Origin of the sequence: Pedococcus ginsenosidimutans (assembly GCF_039544395.1) — a bacterium.
Taxonomy (GTDB): domain Bacteria; phylum Actinomycetota; class Actinomycetes; order Actinomycetales; family Dermatophilaceae; genus Pedococcus; species Pedococcus ginsenosidimutans.
Map to the genome: position 1 here is coordinate 217481 of NZ_BAABLO010000012.1, position 19036 is coordinate 236516.

Annotated in this window: 14 protein-coding genes; 7 read left to right on the plus strand and 7 right to left on the minus strand. The window is 72.1% G+C overall.

Annotation, left to right across the window (positions count from 1 at the left end; translation table 11 throughout):
* Window positions 1-19: 19 nt before the first annotated feature.
* Window positions 20-1558 carry a depupylase/deamidase Dop gene (gene dop, locus ABEA42_RS15670; RefSeq protein WP_345504781.1) on the minus strand — a complete coding sequence of 513 codons (1539 nt, stop codon included), beginning with the start codon at window positions 1556-1558 and terminating at the stop codon, window positions 20-22.
* Between the two features lie 75 nt (window positions 1559-1633).
* Here dop and ABEA42_RS15675 point away from each other — a divergent pair, with 75 nt between their 5' ends.
* From ABEA42_RS15675 to ABEA42_RS15685, 3 genes are read left to right on the plus strand one after another with little or no spacing between them, the layout of a single operon-like run.
* Window positions 1634-2680 (plus strand): alpha/beta hydrolase, encoded by a 1047-nt coding sequence (locus ABEA42_RS15675; protein WP_345504783.1) that lies wholly within the window; start codon window positions 1634-1636, stop codon window positions 2678-2680.
* Window positions 2681-2715: 35 nt separating this feature from the next.
* A complete protein-coding gene (locus tag ABEA42_RS15680; protein WP_345504785.1) occupies window positions 2716-3705 on the plus strand; it encodes a ribose-phosphate diphosphokinase in 990 nt (329 codons plus the stop codon).
* Window positions 3702-4193, plus strand: coding sequence for a DUF3054 domain-containing protein (locus ABEA42_RS15685; protein WP_345504787.1), 492 nt, complete (start codon window positions 3702-3704; stop codon window positions 4191-4193). The genes ABEA42_RS15680 and ABEA42_RS15685 overlap by 4 nt, the downstream gene beginning before the upstream one ends.
* Here ABEA42_RS15685 and ABEA42_RS15690 read toward each other — a convergent pair.
* The gene (locus ABEA42_RS15690) at window positions 4096-4332 is read right to left on the minus strand and encodes a hypothetical protein (RefSeq protein WP_345504788.1); all 237 of its coding nucleotides are present in this window, start codon (window positions 4330-4332) and stop codon (window positions 4096-4098) included. The two genes, ABEA42_RS15685 and ABEA42_RS15690, sit on opposite strands and share 98 nt — an antisense overlap.
* Window positions 4333-4635: 303 nt before the next feature.
* On the opposite strand from ABEA42_RS15690, the gene ABEA42_RS15695 reads away from it, so the two are divergent.
* Entirely contained in the window at window positions 4636-7155 is a 2520-nt protein-coding gene (locus ABEA42_RS15695) for a non-ribosomal peptide synthetase (RefSeq protein WP_425572093.1), read from the plus strand.
* Window positions 7156-7165: 10 nt separating this feature from the next.
* Here ABEA42_RS15695 and arc read toward each other — a convergent pair whose 3' ends face one another.
* The 3 genes from arc to ABEA42_RS15710 all read right to left on the minus strand — a co-directional run bounded on the left by arc (window position 7166) and on the right by ABEA42_RS15710 (window position 11169).
* On the minus strand, window positions 7166-8905 hold the full coding sequence (arc, locus tag ABEA42_RS15700) for a proteasome ATPase (protein WP_345504790.1): 1740 nt from the start codon (window positions 8903-8905) through the stop codon (window positions 7166-7168).
* 72 nt (window positions 8906-8977) lie between these two features.
* Window positions 8978-10015 carry a tRNA (adenine-N1)-methyltransferase gene (locus ABEA42_RS15705; RefSeq protein ID WP_345504792.1) on the minus strand — a complete coding sequence of 346 codons (1038 nt, stop codon included), beginning with the start codon at window positions 10013-10015 and terminating at the stop codon, window positions 8978-8980.
* A gap of 11 nt (window positions 10016-10026) precedes the next feature.
* The gene (locus ABEA42_RS15710) at window positions 10027-11169 is read right to left on the minus strand and encodes a site-2 protease family protein (RefSeq protein ID WP_345504793.1); all 1143 of its coding nucleotides are present in this window, start codon (window positions 11167-11169) and stop codon (window positions 10027-10029) included.
* Window positions 11170-11229: 60 nt separating this feature from the next.
* On the opposite strand from ABEA42_RS15710, the gene metH reads away from it, so the two are divergent.
* Both metH and ABEA42_RS15720 read left to right on the plus strand, forming a co-directional pair.
* Complete coding sequence (gene metH, locus ABEA42_RS15715) at window positions 11230-15027, plus strand: methionine synthase (protein WP_425572094.1); 3798 nt, start codon at window positions 11230-11232, stop codon at window positions 15025-15027.
* 148 nt (window positions 15028-15175) lie between these two features.
* Window positions 15176-16021: a RecB family exonuclease gene (locus ABEA42_RS15720; RefSeq protein WP_345504795.1), complete on the plus strand. Its 846-nt coding sequence runs from the start codon at window positions 15176-15178 to the stop codon at window positions 16019-16021.
* A 20-nt stretch (window positions 16022-16041) separates the two neighbouring features.
* On the opposite strand, the gene ABEA42_RS15725 is transcribed toward ABEA42_RS15720, so the two are convergent.
* Window positions 16042-16743, minus strand: a complete 702-nt coding sequence (locus ABEA42_RS15725; RefSeq protein ID WP_345504797.1) for an HAD family hydrolase — start codon at window positions 16741-16743, stop codon at window positions 16042-16044.
* 149 nt (window positions 16744-16892) lie between these two features.
* Between ABEA42_RS15725 and ABEA42_RS15730 the strand changes: the two genes are divergently transcribed.
* A complete protein-coding gene (locus ABEA42_RS15730; RefSeq protein WP_345504798.1) occupies window positions 16893-17753 on the plus strand; it encodes a PAC2 family protein in 861 nt (286 codons plus the stop codon).
* Window positions 17754-17784: 31 nt separating this feature from the next.
* On the opposite strand, the gene mshC is transcribed toward ABEA42_RS15730, so the two are convergent.
* Complete coding sequence (gene mshC, locus ABEA42_RS15735; protein ID WP_345504799.1) at window positions 17785-19032, minus strand: cysteine--1-D-myo-inosityl 2-amino-2-deoxy-alpha-D-glucopyranoside ligase; 1248 nt, start codon at window positions 19030-19032, stop codon at window positions 17785-17787.
* Window positions 19033-19036: the final 4 nt, after the last annotated feature.

Genomic DNA, 19036 nt, shown 5'->3' on the forward strand with positions numbered 1-19036 from the left:
GGCCGCGGGCGACCCGTCCTCACTCGACCCTAGTCGGAACCTGACGTGATGCCGAGGCCAACTCGCGCAGCAGGGTGGCGGCGTCCGGACTGCGGTCCAGGAGGCCGCCGACGCTGGCCCGGGTGCCCCGCAGTGGCTCCAGCATCGGCACCCGTTGGAGCGACGCCTGGCCGGGGACGTCGAAGATCACCGAGTCCCACGAGGCGGCCGCGATCTGGTCTGGGTACTTCTCCAGGCACTTGCCCCGGAAGTAGGCGCGGGTGTCCACAGGGGGTTCGTGCACGGCGTCGAGGACCTCGGCGTCGGTCACCAGCTCCTCGAACCGCCCAGCCTTCCGCAGCCGGTGGAAGATGCCCTTGTCGTGGCGCACGTCGGACCATTGGATGTCGACCGCCTTCAGGCGCGGGTCCGACCACTCGAGGCCGTCACGGTCGATGTAGCCCTCGAGCACCTGCTGCTTGGCCACCCAGTCGACCTCACGGGCGGCCTCGGCCGGGTCGCGCTCGAGCTTGTCGAGCACGGTCGACCACCACCGCATGACCTCGACGGTGTCGTCGTCGCGCTCGGCGCCGTACCGGTCCTGCAGGTAGCGCTCGGCCAGCTCGTGGTAGCGCCAGAGCAGCTGCACCGCGGTGAGCTTGGTGCCGTCGCGCAGCTCCACGAGCTGGCGGCAGGTCGGGTCGTGGCTGACGGCCTGCAGCGTCGACACCGGCCTGGTCACGGTGAGGTCGACGTCGATGGCCCGGTCCTCGACCATGGCCAGGACCAGAGACGTCGTGCCGAGCTTGAGCAGGTTGGCGACGTCGCAGTGGTTGGCGTCGCCGATGATGACGTGCAGCCGCCGGTAGAGGTCGGCGACTGCGTGCGGCTCGTCGCGGGTGTTGATGATCGGGCGCTTGAGGGTGGTCTCGAGGCCGACCTCGACCTCGAAGAAGTCGCTGCGCTGGCTCAGCTGGAAGCCGTCACGGCGGGAGTCCACCCCGATCCCCACGCGGCCCGACCCCGTCATCACCTGGCGCGCCACGAAGAACGGGACGAGGTGGCGCACGATGTCGGTGAACGGCGTCTCGCGGCGCATGAGGTAGTTCTCGTGGGTGCCGTAGGACTGGCCCTTGCCGTCGGTGTTGTTCTTGTAGAGGTTGACTCCCGGCGGCACCTGCGAGAGGCGCCGCACCGACTCGGCCATGATGAGCTCGCCCGCGCGGTCCCAGGTCACGGCGGCGCGCGGCGACGTCACCTCGGGCGAGGAGTACTCGGGGTGCGCGTGGTCGACGTAGAGGCGGGCGCCGTTGGTCAGCACCACGTTGGCGAGGGTGGGGTCCTCCTCGTCGGTGAGCTGGCTCGCGTCGGCGAAGGCGCGGCCCACCTCGAACCCGCGCGCGTCGCGCAGCGGCGCCTCGTCGGCGTAGTCCCAGGAGGCGTGGGCCGCCCTGATGCCCTGCGCCGACGCGTACGCGTTGACCACCTGCCCCGACAGGAGCATGGGGTTGGCCGCCGGGTCGCCCGGCACGGAGATGCCGTACTCGGTCTCGATCCCCATCACGCGGCGCACGGTCATGGCGCCGACCCCACGACGGCGGGTGCTGCGGTGTCCCGGCTCATGTCCTCACCCTAGGTGAGTTAGTTTCAGCCCATGCGCCACTCCCCCAAGGCCATGTACCCGCGGACCGCCCTGCTGACCGCGTTCCTCGACCACGTGATGCGACGGCGGCCGGTGGAGAAGTGCTCGGTCGAGGAGATCGTCGCGGGCCGGGGCGTGGTCACCCCCGACCGGCCGCCGTTCTCCTGGGTCACGGGGGCGGTGGACCCCTCGGTGGGCATCACGTTCGGGACCGCGCCGGCGCGGGACGGCTACGAGATCCCCTTGCGCGTCTACCGCCCTCGTGCGGTGCGGGACAAGGACACCGACGTCCCCGTGGTCGTGTTCATCCACGGCGGGGGGTTCGTCCAGGGCAACGTCGTCATGTACGACCCCCTCTGCAGCCACCTGGCCGCGCGGGTCCGGGCCGTCGTGGTCAGCGTCGACTACCGGCTGGCGCCCGAGCACCGGGCCCCGACCGCCGCCCACGACTGCGTCGACGCCGTCACCTGGCTCGAGCAGCACGGCGACGTCCTGCGCGCCGACACGACCCGGATGGCCGTGTGCGGAGACAGTGCCGGCGGCAACCTCGCCGCCGTGACCGCCCAGGTGCTGCGCGACCGCGGCGACTCCCCCATCCGCCACCAGGCCCTGATCTACCCGGCCACGGACATGACGCTGGCGTCGCCGTCCATCCACGACCTCGCCGGCGCCCCGATGCTGACCCGGGCGAGCATCGTCGCCTTCCGCGAGCACTACCTGCCGCCGGGCTCCGACCACGCGGACCCGATGGTCTCGCCCCTGTTCGGCCGGCTCGACGGCCTGCCGCCGGCGCTGGTCCAGACCGCCGACCTCGACCCGTTGCGCGACGACGGTGCGCGCTACGCGGCCGCCCTGGAGGCCGCCGGGGTGCCCGTCAGGCTGACCAACTACGTCCGGGTGCCGCACGGCTTCGCCTCCATACCGGGCGTGGTGCCCACGAGCGCGCAGCACCGGGCCGAGCTCGTCGAGGAGCTGGCGTCCCACCTGTACGGCGACGGGCCGGCCGAGCCGTCTCACCCCGCTGACGTGGAGGTCCCGCTCGCGGCCCCCGGCCGTTAGTCTCGTCCTGGATCATCGGTCGACCGAGGAGCGTCATGCGGGACATCGTGGTTTTCTCCGGGAGCGCCCACCGGGTCCTGGCCCGCCGCATCTGTGACGGCCTCGGCGTGGAGCTGTCGCCGGCCGACATCACCCGGTTCAGCAACGACTGCCTCCAGGCGCAGCTGCTGGCCAACTGCCGCCAGCGCGACGTCTACATCGTCCAGCCCCTGGTGCCACCGACCCAGGAGCACCTCATGGAGCTCCTGCTCATGGTCGATGCGGCCCGGGGCGCCAGCGCCGCCCAGATCACCGCCGTCATCCCGCACTACGCCTACGCGCGCTCGGACAAGAAGGACGCCTCCCGCATCTCCCTCGGCGGCCGCCTGGTGGCCGACATGCTCGTGGCGGCCGGCGTCGACCGGGTCCTCACAATGACCCTGCACGCTCCGCAGGTGCACGGCTTCTTCTCGGTGCCGGTGGACCACCTCACCGCCATCGGGGTGCTGGCCGACCACTTCCGCGACGGCGACCTGTCCAACTCGGTCGTCGTCTCCCCCGACCTCGGCAACGCCAAGACCGCCACCCAGTTCGCCCGGCTGCTCGGCCTGCCCGTGGCGGCCGGGTCCAAGCAGCGGCTCGCGGACGACCGGGTCATCATCGACTCGATCGTCGGCGACGTCACCGGCAAGCGGGCCATCGTCCTCGACGACGAGATCGCCACCGGCGGCTCCATCGTCGAGCTGCTCGAGCGCCTCGACAGCCTCGGCTGCACCGGTGCCGACGTCGCCTGCACGCACGGCCTGTTCGCGGGCAAGGCCGTCGAGCGGCTGCGTGGGCACCGCATGGTCGGTGAGGTGGTCACCACCGACACCGTCCCGGCGCCGGGGCACTGGCCGGAGCTGCGGGTGCGGTCGGTGGCGCAGCTCTTCGCCGAGGCGATCAAGCGGATCCACGCCGGCGAGTCGGTCAGCAGCCTGTTCGACGGCGTCGACCCCACCCTCTCCCCACCGCAGGCGACCCTGTTCGACCGGGTCCACGCGTGAGGCGAGCCGTCCCGGCGCTGGTCCTCGACGCCCTGTCGGTGCTGCTGTTCGCCACGATCGGGCGCGCCAGCCACGCGGAGGGGCTCACGCTCGGGGGCGTGCTGGAGGTCGCCTGGCCGTTCCTCGCGGCCCTGGCCGTCGGGTGGGCGCTCGTGCGCGCCCGCGGGGACTGGCCGGTAGCGGTCGGTGCCGCGGTCCCGGTGTGGCTGGTGACCGCCGTCCTCGGCCTGGGCCTGCGCGTCGCCTCCGGTGGCGGCTTCGCGTGGAGCTTCGGGGTCGTGACCCTGGTCGTGCTGGGCCTGTTCATCGTGGGCTGGCGCTGCGCCCGGGAGGTCGGACGGTTCGCGGTCGACGGGGTGGCCCGCTGGAAGAGCGAGCAACCCCCGCGGGTCAGCGGCGACCGGCCTTCTGGGGACGGGCCCTCAGCACGTCGCGCAGGAGGGCGCCGAGCAGGAACGCACACACCGCCAGGGCCACCGCAGCGCTGACGCTGCCTCCCTCACGGCCCAGCCGGTCGACGAGGAACACCACGCGCGAGACGAGGAAGGCGAGCACGATGAACTCCACGGCGTTCAGCCGCCACCCACGCGCCCGGCCCTTGGCCAGCAGCCCCACCAGCCACTCCATGCCCGCCAGTCTGCCTCCACGCGCACCGGCCCGAGGGCGAACCGGGAGGCGCCTCGGCTGAAGGGACGACCGGTCGTTTTGAGTTTGGTAAGGCTTACCTAATACGGTGGTCGCGTGGTCCTGCCTCCCCCCGCCCCCGCCACCCGGCCAACCCCTCCCCTCCTCGCGCCCGACGGTTCTGTGCGCGAAGGCTCCGCGCCCCACGGCCCTGTGTCCCCAACCTTCGCGCCCCTCACAGCCCGTCCCGCGCACGCGGTACCCGGCTTCGTGGCCTCGCTGCGCTCGCGCGGGCAGGCCCCCGCGGTGCACACCGCCACCCGGAGCCTGACGTACGCCGCCCTCGCCGACCTCGTGGACGAGGCGGCGGTCACGCTCGGCGCCGGCCGGCGCCTGGTGCTGCTGGCCTGCGACAACACCCTCGACACCCTGGTGACCTACCTCGGCGCCCTGGCCGGGGGCCACGTCCCGCTGCTGGCCCCCGGGGACCGGCTGCACCACCTCGACGCGCTCGTCGCGGCGTACGACCCCGACGTGGTCGCCGGCCGGGGCGACGAGGGCTGGCGGGTCGTGACGCGTCACGAGGACCGCACGCGCGGTGAGGGCCCGCACGACCTGCACCCCGATCTCGCCCTGCTGCTACCCACGTCGGGGTCCACCGGCTCCCCCAAGCTCGTCCGCCTGTCGCACACCAACCTCGACAGCAACGCCACCGCCATCGCCGAGGCGCTCGGCATCCGCCCCGACGACCGGGCCGTCACCAGCCTCCCCCTGCACTACTGCTACGGCCTGTCGGTGCTGCACAGCCACCTCGCGGCCGGGGCCTCGGTGGTCCTCACGGACCTGTCGGTGGTCGACCCGTGCTTCTGGGAGCTGGCCGACCGGGCCGGGGTGACGACCCTGGCCGGCGTGCCGCACACCTTCGAGCTCCTCGACCGCAGCGGGTTCGCCGACCGCCACCACCCGACGCTGCGCGCCGTCACCGCGGCCGGTGGCCGCCTCGACCCCGGCACCGCGTCCCGGTATGCCGAGCTCGGCGCCCGCCGCGGGTTCGACCTGCACGTCATGTACGGCCAGACCGAGGCCACCGCGCGGATGGCGGTGCTGCCCCCGGAGCTGGCGGCGACCCGCCCCGGCACCGTGGGCCGTGCGGTGCCCGGCGGGACGTTCAGGGTCGACCCGCTGGGCGAGCTGGACTGCGGCCTCGGTGAGCTCGTCTACTCCGGACCCAACGTCATGCTCGGCTACGCCACCACCCCGGCCGACCTGGCCCGGGGCCGGGACGTCCACGAGCTGCGTACCGGTGACCTCGGCCGGATCACGGCAGACGGCCTCGTGGAGGTCGTGGGCCGCCGCAGCCGGTTCGCCAAGGTCGTCGGCCTGCGGATCGACCTCGACCACGTCGAGCGCGACCTGGCCGACGAGGGGCACGACGCGCACTGCGTCGACCTCGGCGACGCCATCGGCGTGGTCCTGCCCGAGCCGGGCACCGGCCCGGCGGCCACCGAGGTGCTGCGCCGCCGCCACGGCATACCGGTCGGCGCCGTCGTCGCCCTCGACGGCCAGAGCGCCCCGCGACTCTCGACGGGCAAGCCGGACTACCCCGGCATGGCCGAGCTCCTGGGCGCCCACCGCGAGGAGCAGGACCACGCCACCGAGCCGCCCTCCGGCGACCGGCTGGAGGCGGTCGTCGCCCTCTACCGCGAGCTCCTCGACACCCCGCGGGCCGGTGCCGGCACGAGCTTCGTGGACCTCGGTGGTGACTCACTGTCCTACGTCGAGGTGTCGCTGCGCCTCGAGCGGGTCCTGGGCACCCTCCCCGCGGGGTGGCACCTCCTCGCCCCTGCCGAGCTGGTCGCCGCCGCCGACCGGGCGCCCACCCGTTCGGGTTCGCGCCTGCACCGGGTGGAGACCAGCGTGGTCGTGCGCGCGGTGGCGGTGCTGCTCATCCTCGCCAACCACACCCACCTGTCGTTCGTCCCCGGGGGCGCGCACACCCTGCTGGCCCTGGCCGGCTACAACCTGGCCAGGTTCCAGCTCACCGACCGGCCGCGGGCAGCGCGGGCCCGGGGCATCGCCCGCAGCGCCCTGCGCATCTGGGCACCGAGTGCAGCGTGGATCGGGGTGGTGGCGCTGGTGGCCGGCACCTACGACTGGCGCAACGTCCTGCTGCTCAACCAGGTCCTCGGCGACTGGGCCCGGTGGTCACCGCACTGGCACTACTGGTTCATCGAGGCCCTGGCCGCGCTGCTGCTCGGGACGGCGCTGCTCGTGGCCGTGCCCGCGGTGGACCGCTTCGAGCGGCGCCACCGGCTCGCCCTGCCCCTGGCGCTGGTCGCGGTGGGCCTGCTGACGCGGTACGACGTCGTCGTACCGGACGCCGGACCGTACCGGGGTGCGAACGCCTACGTGCTCATCTGGCTCTTCGCCACCGGCTGGGCGGCCGCCCGGGCGAACACCTGGCCGCAGCGCCTGCTCGTGTCGGCGATCCCGGTGCTGACCGTCCCCGGGTTCTGGCCGACCATGCCCACGCGTGCGGCCACCGTGTGCCTCGGGCTGCTCGTGCTCATCTGGGTGCCGACGGTGGCCCTCCCGGCCTGGCTCGGGCGCGCCGCCTCCCTCGTGGCCGGCGCCAGCCTCTTCGTCTACCTGACCCACTTCGTGGTCTACCCGCACCTGATGGCCTACAGCTCGGTCCTGGCCATGGCTGCCTCGGTCGCCGTCGGGGTCGCCTACTGGCAGCTGTGGCTGCGGGTGGAGGCCGCGGCGGGACGTGCCGCCCACCGGGCGGCCCGGGTGGCCCGGCTGCTGCGCCGGGCCACCTGAGCGGTCGGGCTCAGAGGTACTGGCCGGTGTTGGCGACGTTGTCGATCGACCGGCCCGGCTCGGTACCGCTCTTGCCGGTGATCAGGGTGCGGATGTAGACGATCCGCTCGCCCTTCTTGCCGGAGATGCGGGCCCAGTCGTCGGGGTTGGTCGTGTTGGGCAGGTCCTCGTTCTCCTTGAACTCGTCGACGCAGCTGGCGAGCAGGTGGTCGACCCGGATGCCCTTGGCCCCGACGGTGAGGAAGTCCTTGATCGCCATCTTCTTCGCCCGGTCCACGATGTTCTGGATCATGGCGCCGGAGTTGAAGTCCTTGAAGTAGAGGACCTCCTTGTCACCGTTGGCGTAGGTGACCTCGAGGAAGCGGTTCTCCTCGATCTCGGAGTACATCCGCTCCACGGTGGCCGTGATCATCGCGTCGACCGTCGCCTGCGCGGAACCGTCGTGCTCGGACAGGTCGTGCTCGTGCAGCGGCAGGTCGGCGGTGAGGTACTTCGTGAAGATGTCACGCGCGCTCTCGGCGTCCGGGCGCTCGATCTTGATCTTCACGTCGAGGCGGCCGGGACGCAGGATGGCCGGGTCGATCATGTCCTCGCGGTTGGACGCCCCGATGACGATGACGTTCTCGAGCCGCTCCACGCCGTCGATCTCGGACAGCAGCTGCGGGACGATCGTCGTCTCGACGTCGGAGGAGACGCCGGAGCCGCGGGTGCGGAACAGGCTGTCCATCTCGTCGAAGAAGACCACCACGGGCGTCCCGCCGGATGCCTTCTCCCTGGCCCGCTGGAAGATCAGGCGGATGTGGCGCTCGGTCTCCCCGACGTACTTGTTGAGCAGCTCGGGGCCCTTGATGTTGAGGAAGAACGACTTGCCGACCGGCTTGCCCTCCTTCTCGGCGACCTTCCTCGCCAGCGACGACGCGACCGCCTTGGCGATGAGGGTCTTGCCGCAGCCGGGCGGGCCGTACAGCAGCACACCCTTCGGGGGCTTGAGCTGGTGCTCGGTGAACAGGTCGGGGTGCAGGTAGGGCAGCTCGACGGCGTCGCGGATGGCCTCGATCTGGCCTGCCAGCCCACCGATGTCCTCGTAGTCGATGTCGGGGACCTCTTCGAGGACCAGCTCGGCGACCTCGGCCTTGGGGATGCGCTCGTAGACGAAGCCCGACCGGGGCTCGAGCAGCAGGGCGTCGCCCACCCGGATCGGCTCCCCCTCTAGGCTGTCCGCGAGGCGGCAGACCCGCTCCTCGTCGGCGTGCGCGACGATGAGCACCCGGCCCTCGCCGAGCAGCTCCTTGATCATCACGACCTCGCCGACCCGCTCGTAGCCGCACGTGGCGACGACGTTCATGGCCTCGTTGAGCCGCACCTCGCGGCCGCTCGACAGCTCGGCCGGGTCGACGGCGGGGCTCACGGCGACGTGCATCTTCCGCCCGCCGGTGAGGATGTCGACGGTGGCGTCGTCGTAGGACTCCAGGATCACGCCGTACGCCGCCGGCGGCTGGGCCAGCCGGTCGACCTCGGACTTGAGGGTCACGATCTGCTCGCGCGCCTCCTTGAGGGTGCGCACCAGTCGTTCGTTCTGGGAGGAGATGGTCGCGAGGTTGGACTGCAGCTGCAGGACCTTGGTCTCCAGCTCGCGCGAGCGCACGGGGGCGTCCGCGAGCCGTTGCCGCAGGGCAGCGACCTCCTCGGACAGGAGCTCCGCCTGGCGGCGCTCCTCGGGGCTGTCGTGGTGGTGGCTCTGGTCGGTCATGTCGACTCCCTCGGTGGCGAACCTCGGTCATCGACCGTGCGGGGACGGCCGATGACCCAACCTAACCCCGAACTACTCCGTGGGTTCGGAGGTTTGCGTCACAGAACGGCGAACCCGCCGGATCTTCTTGTCTGATGGGACACGCTCGCCGATGTCCTCGGGCGTGAACTCGCCCTCCCGGCCGAAGCCACTGTCCTGCACGGGCACTCCGTCACCGTCGACCGAGCCCTTGGCGGGGCGGCGCTTGCGCAGCGGCGGGGTGACCCCCGGGGCGAGCCGGCGGGTGGTGATGAGGAACCCGGTGTGGCCGTGCATCCGGTGCTGCGGACGGACCGCGAGGCCCTCGAGGTGCCAGCCCCGCACGAGCGACTCCCAGGCCTCGGGCTCGGTGTAGCCGCCGTGCTCCCGGACCCCCTCCGCCACGCGGGACAGCTGGGTCGCGGTCGCGACGTAGCAGATGAGGACGCCGCCGGGCACCAGCGCGTCGGACACCGCGTCGAGGCACTCCCACGGCGCCAGCATGTCGAGGACCACGCGGTCGACCGAGCCCGGCTCGACGTGGTTCGGCAGCTCCTCCACGAGGTCGCCGACGGTGACCTGCCAGGCCGGGTGGTCCTCGCCGAAGAACGCCCGGGCGTTGCCCCTGGCGATGTCGGCGAAGTCGGCGCGACGCTCGAACGAGTGCACACTGCCGGCCTCCCCCACCGCGCGCAGCAGGCTCATCGACAGGGCACCGGACCCGACGCCCGCCTCGACGACCCGGGCCCCCGGGAAGATGTCGGCCATGGTGACGATCTGGCCGGCGTCCTTGGGGTAGACCACCGCAGCGCCACGGGGCATCGACATGACGTAGTCGGACAGCAGCGGGCGCAGGGCGAGGTACTCGACACCCGCGGTGTTGCGGACGACGGAGCCGTCGGGCGCACCGATGAGGTCGTCGTGCAGCAGGCGCCCGCGGTGGGTGTGGAACTCCCGGCCCGCCTCGAGGGTGATGGTGTGCAGGCGGCCCTTCGGGTCGGTCAGCTGGACCCTCTCCCCCTCCGAGAACGGCCCTCGCCGCAGGTGGGCGCCGGTGGCGCGGGGCGTGGTCTGCTCGGGGGCGCTGCTCATGGGCCGCGAGTCTAGTTGCGGCCGAGCGCCTTCCCGATGTCGGTGGCGTGCACGACCCCCACGACCCGTCCGCCGTGGACGACGGCCCCCACCGCGATGCCGAACTCCTGCAGCACGGCGATGGCCGGCATGACGTCACCCGCGGGGTCGGCAGCGACCACCCAACCCGGGTGCTGGTGGCTGGCCACGGCGCTGACCGGGGTGTGCGGCCGCGCCTCCGGGGGCACGGACGCGAGGTGCTCGCCGTCCACGTACGCGGTGGGGCGACCGTGCTCGTCCACGACCACCACCTCCGAGCCCGGAGTGGTGGGCAGCTCGGACACCGCCGCGTCGGCCCGGACGGCGAAGGCGGGGTGCATGACCTGGCCGAGCCGCAGGCGCCCGATCGTGGCCAGGGCGTGGCCACGGCGGATGGACTCCGTCGCCCCTCCCCACAGGACCGACGCGATCACCAGGACCCACAGCAGGCCGAACCCCACGGTCTGCCCGGACGCGACCGGGCGGACGAAGAACCACAGCACGAGCAGCACCGTCAGGACCCGACCACTCCAGCCGGCGACGACGGAGCCGCGGTTGCGGTCGCCGGTCGCCTTCCAGACGAGGCACTCGAGCACCTGCCCGCCGTCGAGCGGCATGCCGGGCAGGATGTTGAGGACCGCGAGGGAGCCGTTGATGATCACCAGGCCGTAGACGAGCCGGTTGCCCACGTCGCCGGTGACGACAGGCAGCGCCGCCCACGCCAGCAGGGCGAACACGGCGTTGGCGGCGGGCCCGGCGGCCGCCACGAGCGCCATCCGCCCCGGTGTGGTCCGCACGGCCTCCATCGACGTGTGGCCGCCCCAGACGTTGGCCACGATCCGCACGACCGGCATCCCGAACCCGCGCGCGACGGCGGCGTGGGCTGCCTCGTGGACCAGGACGCAGGCGAGCAGCGCCAGCGCCTGGGTGACCCCGATGGCCACCCCCATGAGCGGGCGGGTGGGCAGGAGCGGCGCAGCCACGATGGCCGTGATGACGACCGCGATGACGAACCAGCTCGGCGCGAGGTAGACGGGGATCCCCGCCACCCGCGCGATCCGCACCCCCAGACCGCGGTCGTCGGGGGCCTCGTCCCCGTGCCCCGGGGCCTGGTGCCCGGGGGCTGCCGCTGTCATGACACGACACTACGTGAACGGCGCGCTCGCCGGACGACCCCCCCGGGCCATACTTGGACGGTGTCCGACTCCTCCACGTTCCAGCCCGATGCGACCGACGAGCTGAGGGCCGCCCTCACCGAGCGGATCCTCGTGATGGACGGCGCCATGGGCACGATGATCCAGCGCGAAGGGCTCAGCGAGGAGGACTACCGCGGTGAGCGCTTCGCCGACTGGCCGAGCGACCTCAAGGGCAACAACGACCTGTTGTCGCTGACCCAGCCGGACATCATCTCGGGCATCCACACGGCCTACCTCGAGGCGGGCGCCGACCTCGTCGAGACCAACACCTTCAACGCGCAGAAGATCTCCCTCGCCGACTACGGCATGGAGGACCTCGCCTACGAGATCAACCTCGAGTCGGCGCGCCTGGCCCGCAGGGCCTGCGACGCGATGAGGCAGCGGACCCCCGACCGGCCCCGCTGGGTGCTCGGCGCCCTCGGCCCCACCAACCGCACCGCGTCCATCTCCCCCGACGTCAACGACCCGGGCAAGCGCAACGTCACCTTCGACGAGCTCGTCGACGCCTACGGCGAGCAGGCCCGCGGCCTCGTCGACGGCGGCGCCGACGTGCTCATCGTCGAGACCATCTTCGACACCCTCAACGCCAAGGCCGCGATCTTCGCGCTCGAGACGCTGTTCGAGGAGCACGGCCGCCGGTGGCCCGTCATCATCTCCGGCACCATCACCGACGCCTCCGGACGCACCCTCTCGGGTCAGGTCACCGAGGCGTTCTGGAACTCCGTGCGCCACGCCCGCCCGCTCGCGGTGGGGCTCAACTGTGCGCTCGGCGCGGCGGAGATGCGTCCGTACGCCGCGGAGCTCGCCCGCGTGGCCGACACCTTCGTGTCCTGCTACCCCAACGCCGGCCTGCCCAACGCCTTCGGCGAGTACGACGAGCTGCCGGACCAGATGGCCGCCGTCGTGGGCGAGTTCGCCGAGGCGGGGCTGGTCAACCTGCTGGGGGGATGCTGCGGCACCACACCCGAGCACATCGCCGCCATCGCCAAGGCCGCCGGTGACCAGTCGCCGCGCGTCCCCCCGGAGGTGTCCCCCGCCCTGCGCCTGTCCGGCCTCGAGCCGCTGACGGTCACCGAGGAGTCGTTGTTCGTCAACGTGGGTGAGCGCACCAACATCACCGGCTCGGCGAGGTTCCGCAAGCTCATCCAGGCCGAGGACTACGGCACCGCGCTCAACGTCGCGCGGCAGCAGGTGGAGGCCGGCGCGCAGGTCATCGACATCAACATGGACGAGGGCATGATCGACGGCGTCGCGGCCATGGACCGCTTCGTCAAGCTCGTCGCCAGCGAGCCCGACATCTCACGGGTGCCGGTGATGGTCGACTCCTCGAAGTGGGACGTCATCGAAGCCGGCCTCAAGTGCGTGCAGGGCAAGCCGATCGTCAACTCGATCTCCATGAAGGAGGGCGTCGAGCCGTTCGTCCGCCACGCTCGGCTCTGCCGCAAGTACGGCGCGGCCGTGGTGGTCATGGCGTTCGACGAGGACGGCCAGGCCGACTCCCTCGAGCGGCGCAAGCAGATCTGCCGTCGGGCCTACGACATCCTCACGCAGGAGGTCGGCTTCCCCGCCGAGGACATCATCTTCGACCCCAACATCTTCGCGGTGGCCACGGGCATCGAGGAGCACGCGGCGTACGGCACCGACTTCATCGAGGCGACGCGCTGGATCAAGGAGAACCTGCCCGGGGCGCTGGTCTCCGGTGGGGTCTCCAACGTCTCGTTCTCCTTCCGTGGCAACAACCCCGTGCGCGAGGCGATCCACGCGGTCTTCCTGTTCCACGCCATCCGGGCCGGCATGGACATGGGCATCGTCAACGCCGGCGCCCTCGTCGTCTACGACCAGGTCGACCCGGACCTGCGGGAGCGCATCGAGGACGTCGTCCTCAACCGGCGCCCGGACTCCACCGAGCGGCTGCTCGAGGTCGCCGACTCGTTCAACACCGGCGACACCAAGCAGGAGGCCATCGCCGAGGAGTGGCGCTCCCTGCCGGTCGGCGAACGCATCACCTACGCCCTCGTCAAGGGCATCGACGAGCACGCCGAGTCCGACACCGAGGAGCTGCGCCAGGAGATCAGCGCCCGCGGCGGGCGGCCGATCGAGGTCATCGAGGGACCGCTGATGGACGGCATGAACGTCGTCGGCGACCTGTTCGGCAGCGGCAAGATGTTCCTGCCGCAGGTGGTGAAGTCGGCCCGCGTCATGAAGAAGGCCGTGGCCTACCTCATCCCGTTCATCGAGGCCGAGAAGACCGAGGCCGAGGTCGCCGAGAACCGCAGCAAGGGCAAGATCGTCCTCGCGACCGTCAAGGGCGACGTCCACGACATCGGCAAGAACATCGTCGGGGTGGTGCTGCAGTGCAACAACTACGACGTCGTCGACCTCGGCGTCATGGTGCCCGCGCAGAAGATCATCGACACCGCCAAGGCCGAGAACGCCGACGTCATCGGCCTGTCCGGGCTCATCACGCCGAGCCTGGACGAGATGGTCGGGTTCGCCTCCGAGATGGAGCGCCAGGGCCTGCACCTGCCCCTGCTCATCGGCGGCGCCACGACCTCACGGGCCCACACGGCCGTCAAGGTCGACCAGCAGTACCACGGTCCCGTGGTGTGGGTGAAGGACGCCTCGCGCTCGGTCCCGGTGGTCTCCCGGCTCCTCGCCGACGACCAGCGGGAGGCGCTGCTCGAGGAGGTGCGGGCCGACTTCGAGAGCCTGCGGGCCCGCCACGCCGCCAAGTCCACGGAGCGCCCCCTGGTCTCCCTCGAGGCGGCGCGCGAGAAGGCGACGCCGATCGACTGGACCACCTACCGCCCCCCGGTCCCCCACCTCGTGGCCGCCCAGGAGAAGGAGCTGCTGCGCCTGCAGTCCGGCCACCGCAGCGGCACGCCGACCCAGTTCGTGCGCACCTTCACCGACTACCCCATCGACGAGCTGCGCGACTACATCGACTGGGGCCCGTTCTTCCTCGCGTGGGAGATGAAGGGCCGGTTCCCGGACATCCTCAACAATCCGGCGACGGGCGAGGCCGCGACCAGGCTCTACCAGGACGCGCAGCAGATGCTCGACCGCATCGTCGAGGAGCGGTGGCTCCGCGCCAGCGGCGTCCTCGGCCTGTTCCCCGCGGCCTCCGTGGGTGACGACATCGAGGTCTACGGCGACGAGTCGCGCGAGGTGGTCCTCACGACGCTGCACAGCCTGCGCCAGCAGGGGCAGCACCGCCCGGGCGTGCCCAACCGCGCGATGTCCGACTTCATCGCGCCCAGGTCGTCGGGGCTGCGCGACCACATCGGCGCGTTCGCCGTCACCGCCGGCCTGAACGCGCAGGACAAGGTCGCCGAGTTCAAGGCGGCCAACGACGACTACAGCGCCATCCTCCTCGAGTCGCTCGCCGACCGGCTGGCGGAGGCGTTCGCCGAGCGCCTGCACGAGCGGGTGCGCCACGACTTCTGGGGCTACTCCCCCGACGAGCACCTCGGGAACGCCGACCTCATCGCCGAGCGCTACACCGGTATCCGGCCCGCGCCCGGCTACCCGATGTGCCCGGACCACACCGAGAAGCAGCTGCTCTGGGAGCTCCTCGACGTCAAGGAGCGCACGGGTATCGAGCTCACGGAGTCGATGGCGATGTGGCCGGGAGCGGCGGTGTCCGGCTGGTACTTCTCCCACCCGCAGTCGCAGTACTTCGTGGTCGGCCGGCTCGGGCGCGACCAGGTCGAGGACTACGCCGAGCGCAAGGGCTGGACCCTGCGCGAGGCAGAGCGCTGGCTCAGCCCCAACCTCGGTTACCAGCCCGACGACTGACCGCCGACTCACCCAGCGACTGGCCGACGACTGACCCGGCGCCCTCGGGTCACCGACCCGTGCCCGACCTGAGGACAGCCCGGACGCCGTCCACAGGCACGGCGCGGGAGTCGCGGCGGTGTCGGCCGTGGCGCCTAGAGTGCGTCGCATGGTCCCAGCCCTGTCCCCGAGCCGCGCGTCGGACTTCAAGCAGTGCCCGCTGCTCTACCGGTTCCGGACGATCGACAAGCTCCCCTCGCCGCCCAGCCCTGCGGCGGCCCGGGGCACGCTCGTCCACGCCGTGCTCGAGAGGCTGTTCGACCTCCCTGCCGACCAGCGGACCCCCGCCGCGGCCCAGTCGCTGCTCGGGCCCCAGTGGCAGGCCCTCGTCGAGGAGGAGCCCGAGCTCGCCGCGATGATCGCCGACGACGAGCGGCTCACCGAGGACGGCTGGTTCGACGACGCGCAGGCGCTCATCGAGACCTGGTTCACCCTGGAGGACCCCACCCGGCTCGAGCCCGCCGAGCGCGAGCTCTACGTCGAGACCGAGCTCGACGGCCTCGTCCTGCGGGGCTACGTCGACCGCCTCGACGTCGCGCCGGATGGGGCGATGCGGGTGGTCGACTACAAGACCGGTCGCTCCCCCAGCGAGCTCTTCGAGGGCAAGGCGCTGTTCCAGATGAAGTTCTACGCGCTCGTGCTGTGGCGCCTGCGCGGGGAGATCCCCCGCCTGCTCCAGCTGGTCTACCTCGGCAACGGCGAGGTCGTCCGCTACGCCCCCGACGAGCACGACCTGCTCGGGCTCGAGCGCAACCTCAAGGCCGTCTGGACCGCCATCGAGCACGCCGCGACCACCGGCGACTGGCGCCCCAAGACGTCGCGGCTGTGCGACTGGTGCGACTTCCGCGAGTTCTGCCCCGCCTGGGGCGGCACGCCTCCGCCGCTGCCCGAGGGTGCGGCCCTGCTCGCCCTCGACCCGGCTGTCTCGGGACAGGTCGACCCGGCCGACGAGTAGCCGGCGGGCCCGGCCGTGCCCTACTGGCGCGTGCCGTCGAAGACGGTGCGCAGGTCGGCCGGCGTGATGCCACGCAGGCTCGGGAGCTGGACGGCCCCGACGGTCACCGGCACCGGCACGACGTGGGGCACGGCGATGGTGGGCACCCCGGCCGCCACCGCCGAGCGCACCCCGGTCGGGGAGTCCTCGATGGCGACGCAGTCGCCGACCTCCACGCCGAGCGCCCGCGCGGCCGCGAGGTAGGGCTCGGGGTGGGGCTTGCCGTGCTCGACCTCGTCGCCGGTGATGACCGCAGAGAACGTGTCGTCGGGCAGGGCCGCCAGGACCGCGTCGGCGAGGGACCGCCACGACATCGTCACCAGCGCGCTCGGCACGCCGGCGTCCCGCAGGGCGGTGAGCAGGTCCAGGGCGCCGGGACGCCACGGCACGTGCTCGGCCACCTGGGCCACGACGCGCCTCAGCAGCTCCTCGATGATCTCGACGGGGTCGAGCTCGACCGGGCTGTTGTCGCGGATGAACTGCGCGGAGACCATGAGGTCGTTGCCGACGAGCTGGTGGGCGTACTCGTCGCTCCAGGTGCCGCCCGCCTCCTCGACGATGGCGTGCTCGGCGTTGATCCAGTAGGGCTCGGTGTCCACGAGGGTCCCGTCCATGTCCCACAGCACTGCGGCCGGCAACCGGTCGGAGGACGTGGTCGGCGACGGGGACGACGACGAGGACATGGCGGTGGGGCTCCGGCGGGTCAGGGGGCTGGGGTGGCGCGCTACGGGAGACGGCGCGCCCGACTATACGCAGGCGGCGGGACCGGGCAGCACCGCGGACCGTAGGCTGGGAGGACTGGCGTGCCACGGGGCACGGGCGAGGAGGAACGGTGATCGAGCTCGAGGACGTGCCGGAGCTGAACAACCCGGTCGTCATCGCGGCCTTCGAGGGCTGGAACGACGCGGGCGAGGCAGCCACGGCCGCGATCGACCACCTCGTCGACGTCTGGGGTGCCGAGGCGGTCGCCGCGCTCGACCCCGAGGACTACTACGACTTCCAGGTCAACCGGCCACGCGTCGTGCTCGACGAGGGGCGCCGCCGCATCCACTGGCGCACCACCCGGATCCTCGTCGCCAGCAGCGAGTCGCTGCAGCGCGACGTCATCCTCGTCCAGGGCATCGAGCCGTCCTTCCGCTGGCGGGCCTTCACCATCGAGCTGATGGAGTTCGCCCAGCAGGTGGGCGCGTCGACGGTCTTCACCCTCGGTGCCCTCATGGCCGACGTCGCCCACACCCGACCCATCCCGGTCACGGCGACCTCCGACGACGAGGACGTCCTGCACCGCTTCGACCTCGAGCCCAGCCGCTACGAGGGCCCGACCGGCATCGTGGGCGTCCTCGCCGACGCCGCCACGCAGTCGGGCATGCAGTCCATCTCGCTGTGGGCCGCGGTCCCGCACTACGCCGGCCACTCTCCCTCCCCGAAGGCGACGCTGGCACTGGTCTCCCGGCTGGAGGAGCTCCTCGACGCCCCCATCCCGCACGGCGACCTCGCCGACGGCGCCAAGGCCTGGGAGCGGGGCATCAACGAGCTCGCCGAGACCGACGAGGAGGTCGCGGAGTACGTCCAGTCCCTCGAGGAGGCCCAGGACACCGCCGACCTCCCGGAGGCCAGCGGTGACGCGATCGCCCGCGAGTTCGAGCGCTACCTGCGCCGGCGCGGCCAGGACGGTCCCGGGCCGCTCGGCTAGCGGAGTCGCGGCTCCGGGACGAACGCTGGCGTCAGACGCGGACGCCGAGGATGGCGTCGAGGGCGCGGGCGAGCACCCCTGCCGACGTCGGGTCGCCACCGCCGCGGGTCAGGCACTCCTTCGCCCAGCGGTCGACCGCGGCGAGGGCACCCGGGGTGTCGAGGTCGTCGGCGACGTGGCGGCGCACCTGCTCGACGACGTCCTCGGTGTCCGGGGCGCCGTCGACGGACAGGGCCGACCGCCAGGTCTCGAGCCGCTCCTGCGCCTGCGCGAGCAGGTCGTCGCTCCAGGACCACTCGGTGCGGTAGTGGCGCGACAGCAGGGCGAGACGGATGGCCATCGGGTCGACACCCTCGGCCCGCAGCGTCGAGACCAGCACCAGGTTCCCCTTGGACTTGCTCATCTTCTCGCCGTCGAGGCCGACCATCGCCTGGTGGGCGTAGGTGCGGGCGAAGGGACGCTCACCGGTGAGCACGACCGCCTGGGTGGCGCTCATCTCGTGGTGGGGGAAGACGAGGTCGGTGCCGCCGCCCTGGACGTCGAAGGTCATCCCCAGGTGGTCCAGGGCGATGGCCGTGCACTCGATGTGCCAGCCGGGACGACCTGCGGGCAGGCCGTCGACGTCCCACGAGGGCTCGCCCTCACGGGCCGAGCGCCACAGCAGCGGGTCGAGGGCGTCGCGCTTGCCCTCACGGTCGGGGTCGCCTCCGCGCTCGGCGTAGACCTCGAGCATCTGCTCGCGGGTCCAGCCGGAGACGCCGCCGAACCCCTCGTCGCTGGTGAGGTCGAGGTAGACGTCGTCGCCGTCGGACTCGGCGGTCGGCACCGAGTAGGCGGCCCCGGAGTCCACCAGCGTGCGCACCGCCTTGGCCACCGAGTCGATGCTCTCGACCACCCCGACGTAGTGGTCGGGCGGGACCACGGCCAGGGCCGTCATGTCCTCGCGGAACAGGGCGATCTCGCGGGTGGCGAGGTCCTCCCACCGCACGCCGTCGCGCTGCGCGCGCTCGATGAGCGGGTCGTCGACGTCGGTGATGTTCTGCACGTAGACGACCTCGTGGCCGGCGTCGCGCAGGGCGCGGCCGAGGACGTCGAACGTCACGTAGGTGGCGGCGTGGCCCATGTGGGTCGCGTCGTACGGCGTGATGCCGCAGACGTACATCCGCGCGGTCGGCCCGGGGGTCAACGGGCGCACGACACCGGAGGCGGTGTCGAAGACCTGGACCGGGTGGCCGGTGCCGGGGACGGCGGGGAGGAACGGGGTCGGCCAGGAGATCACAGCG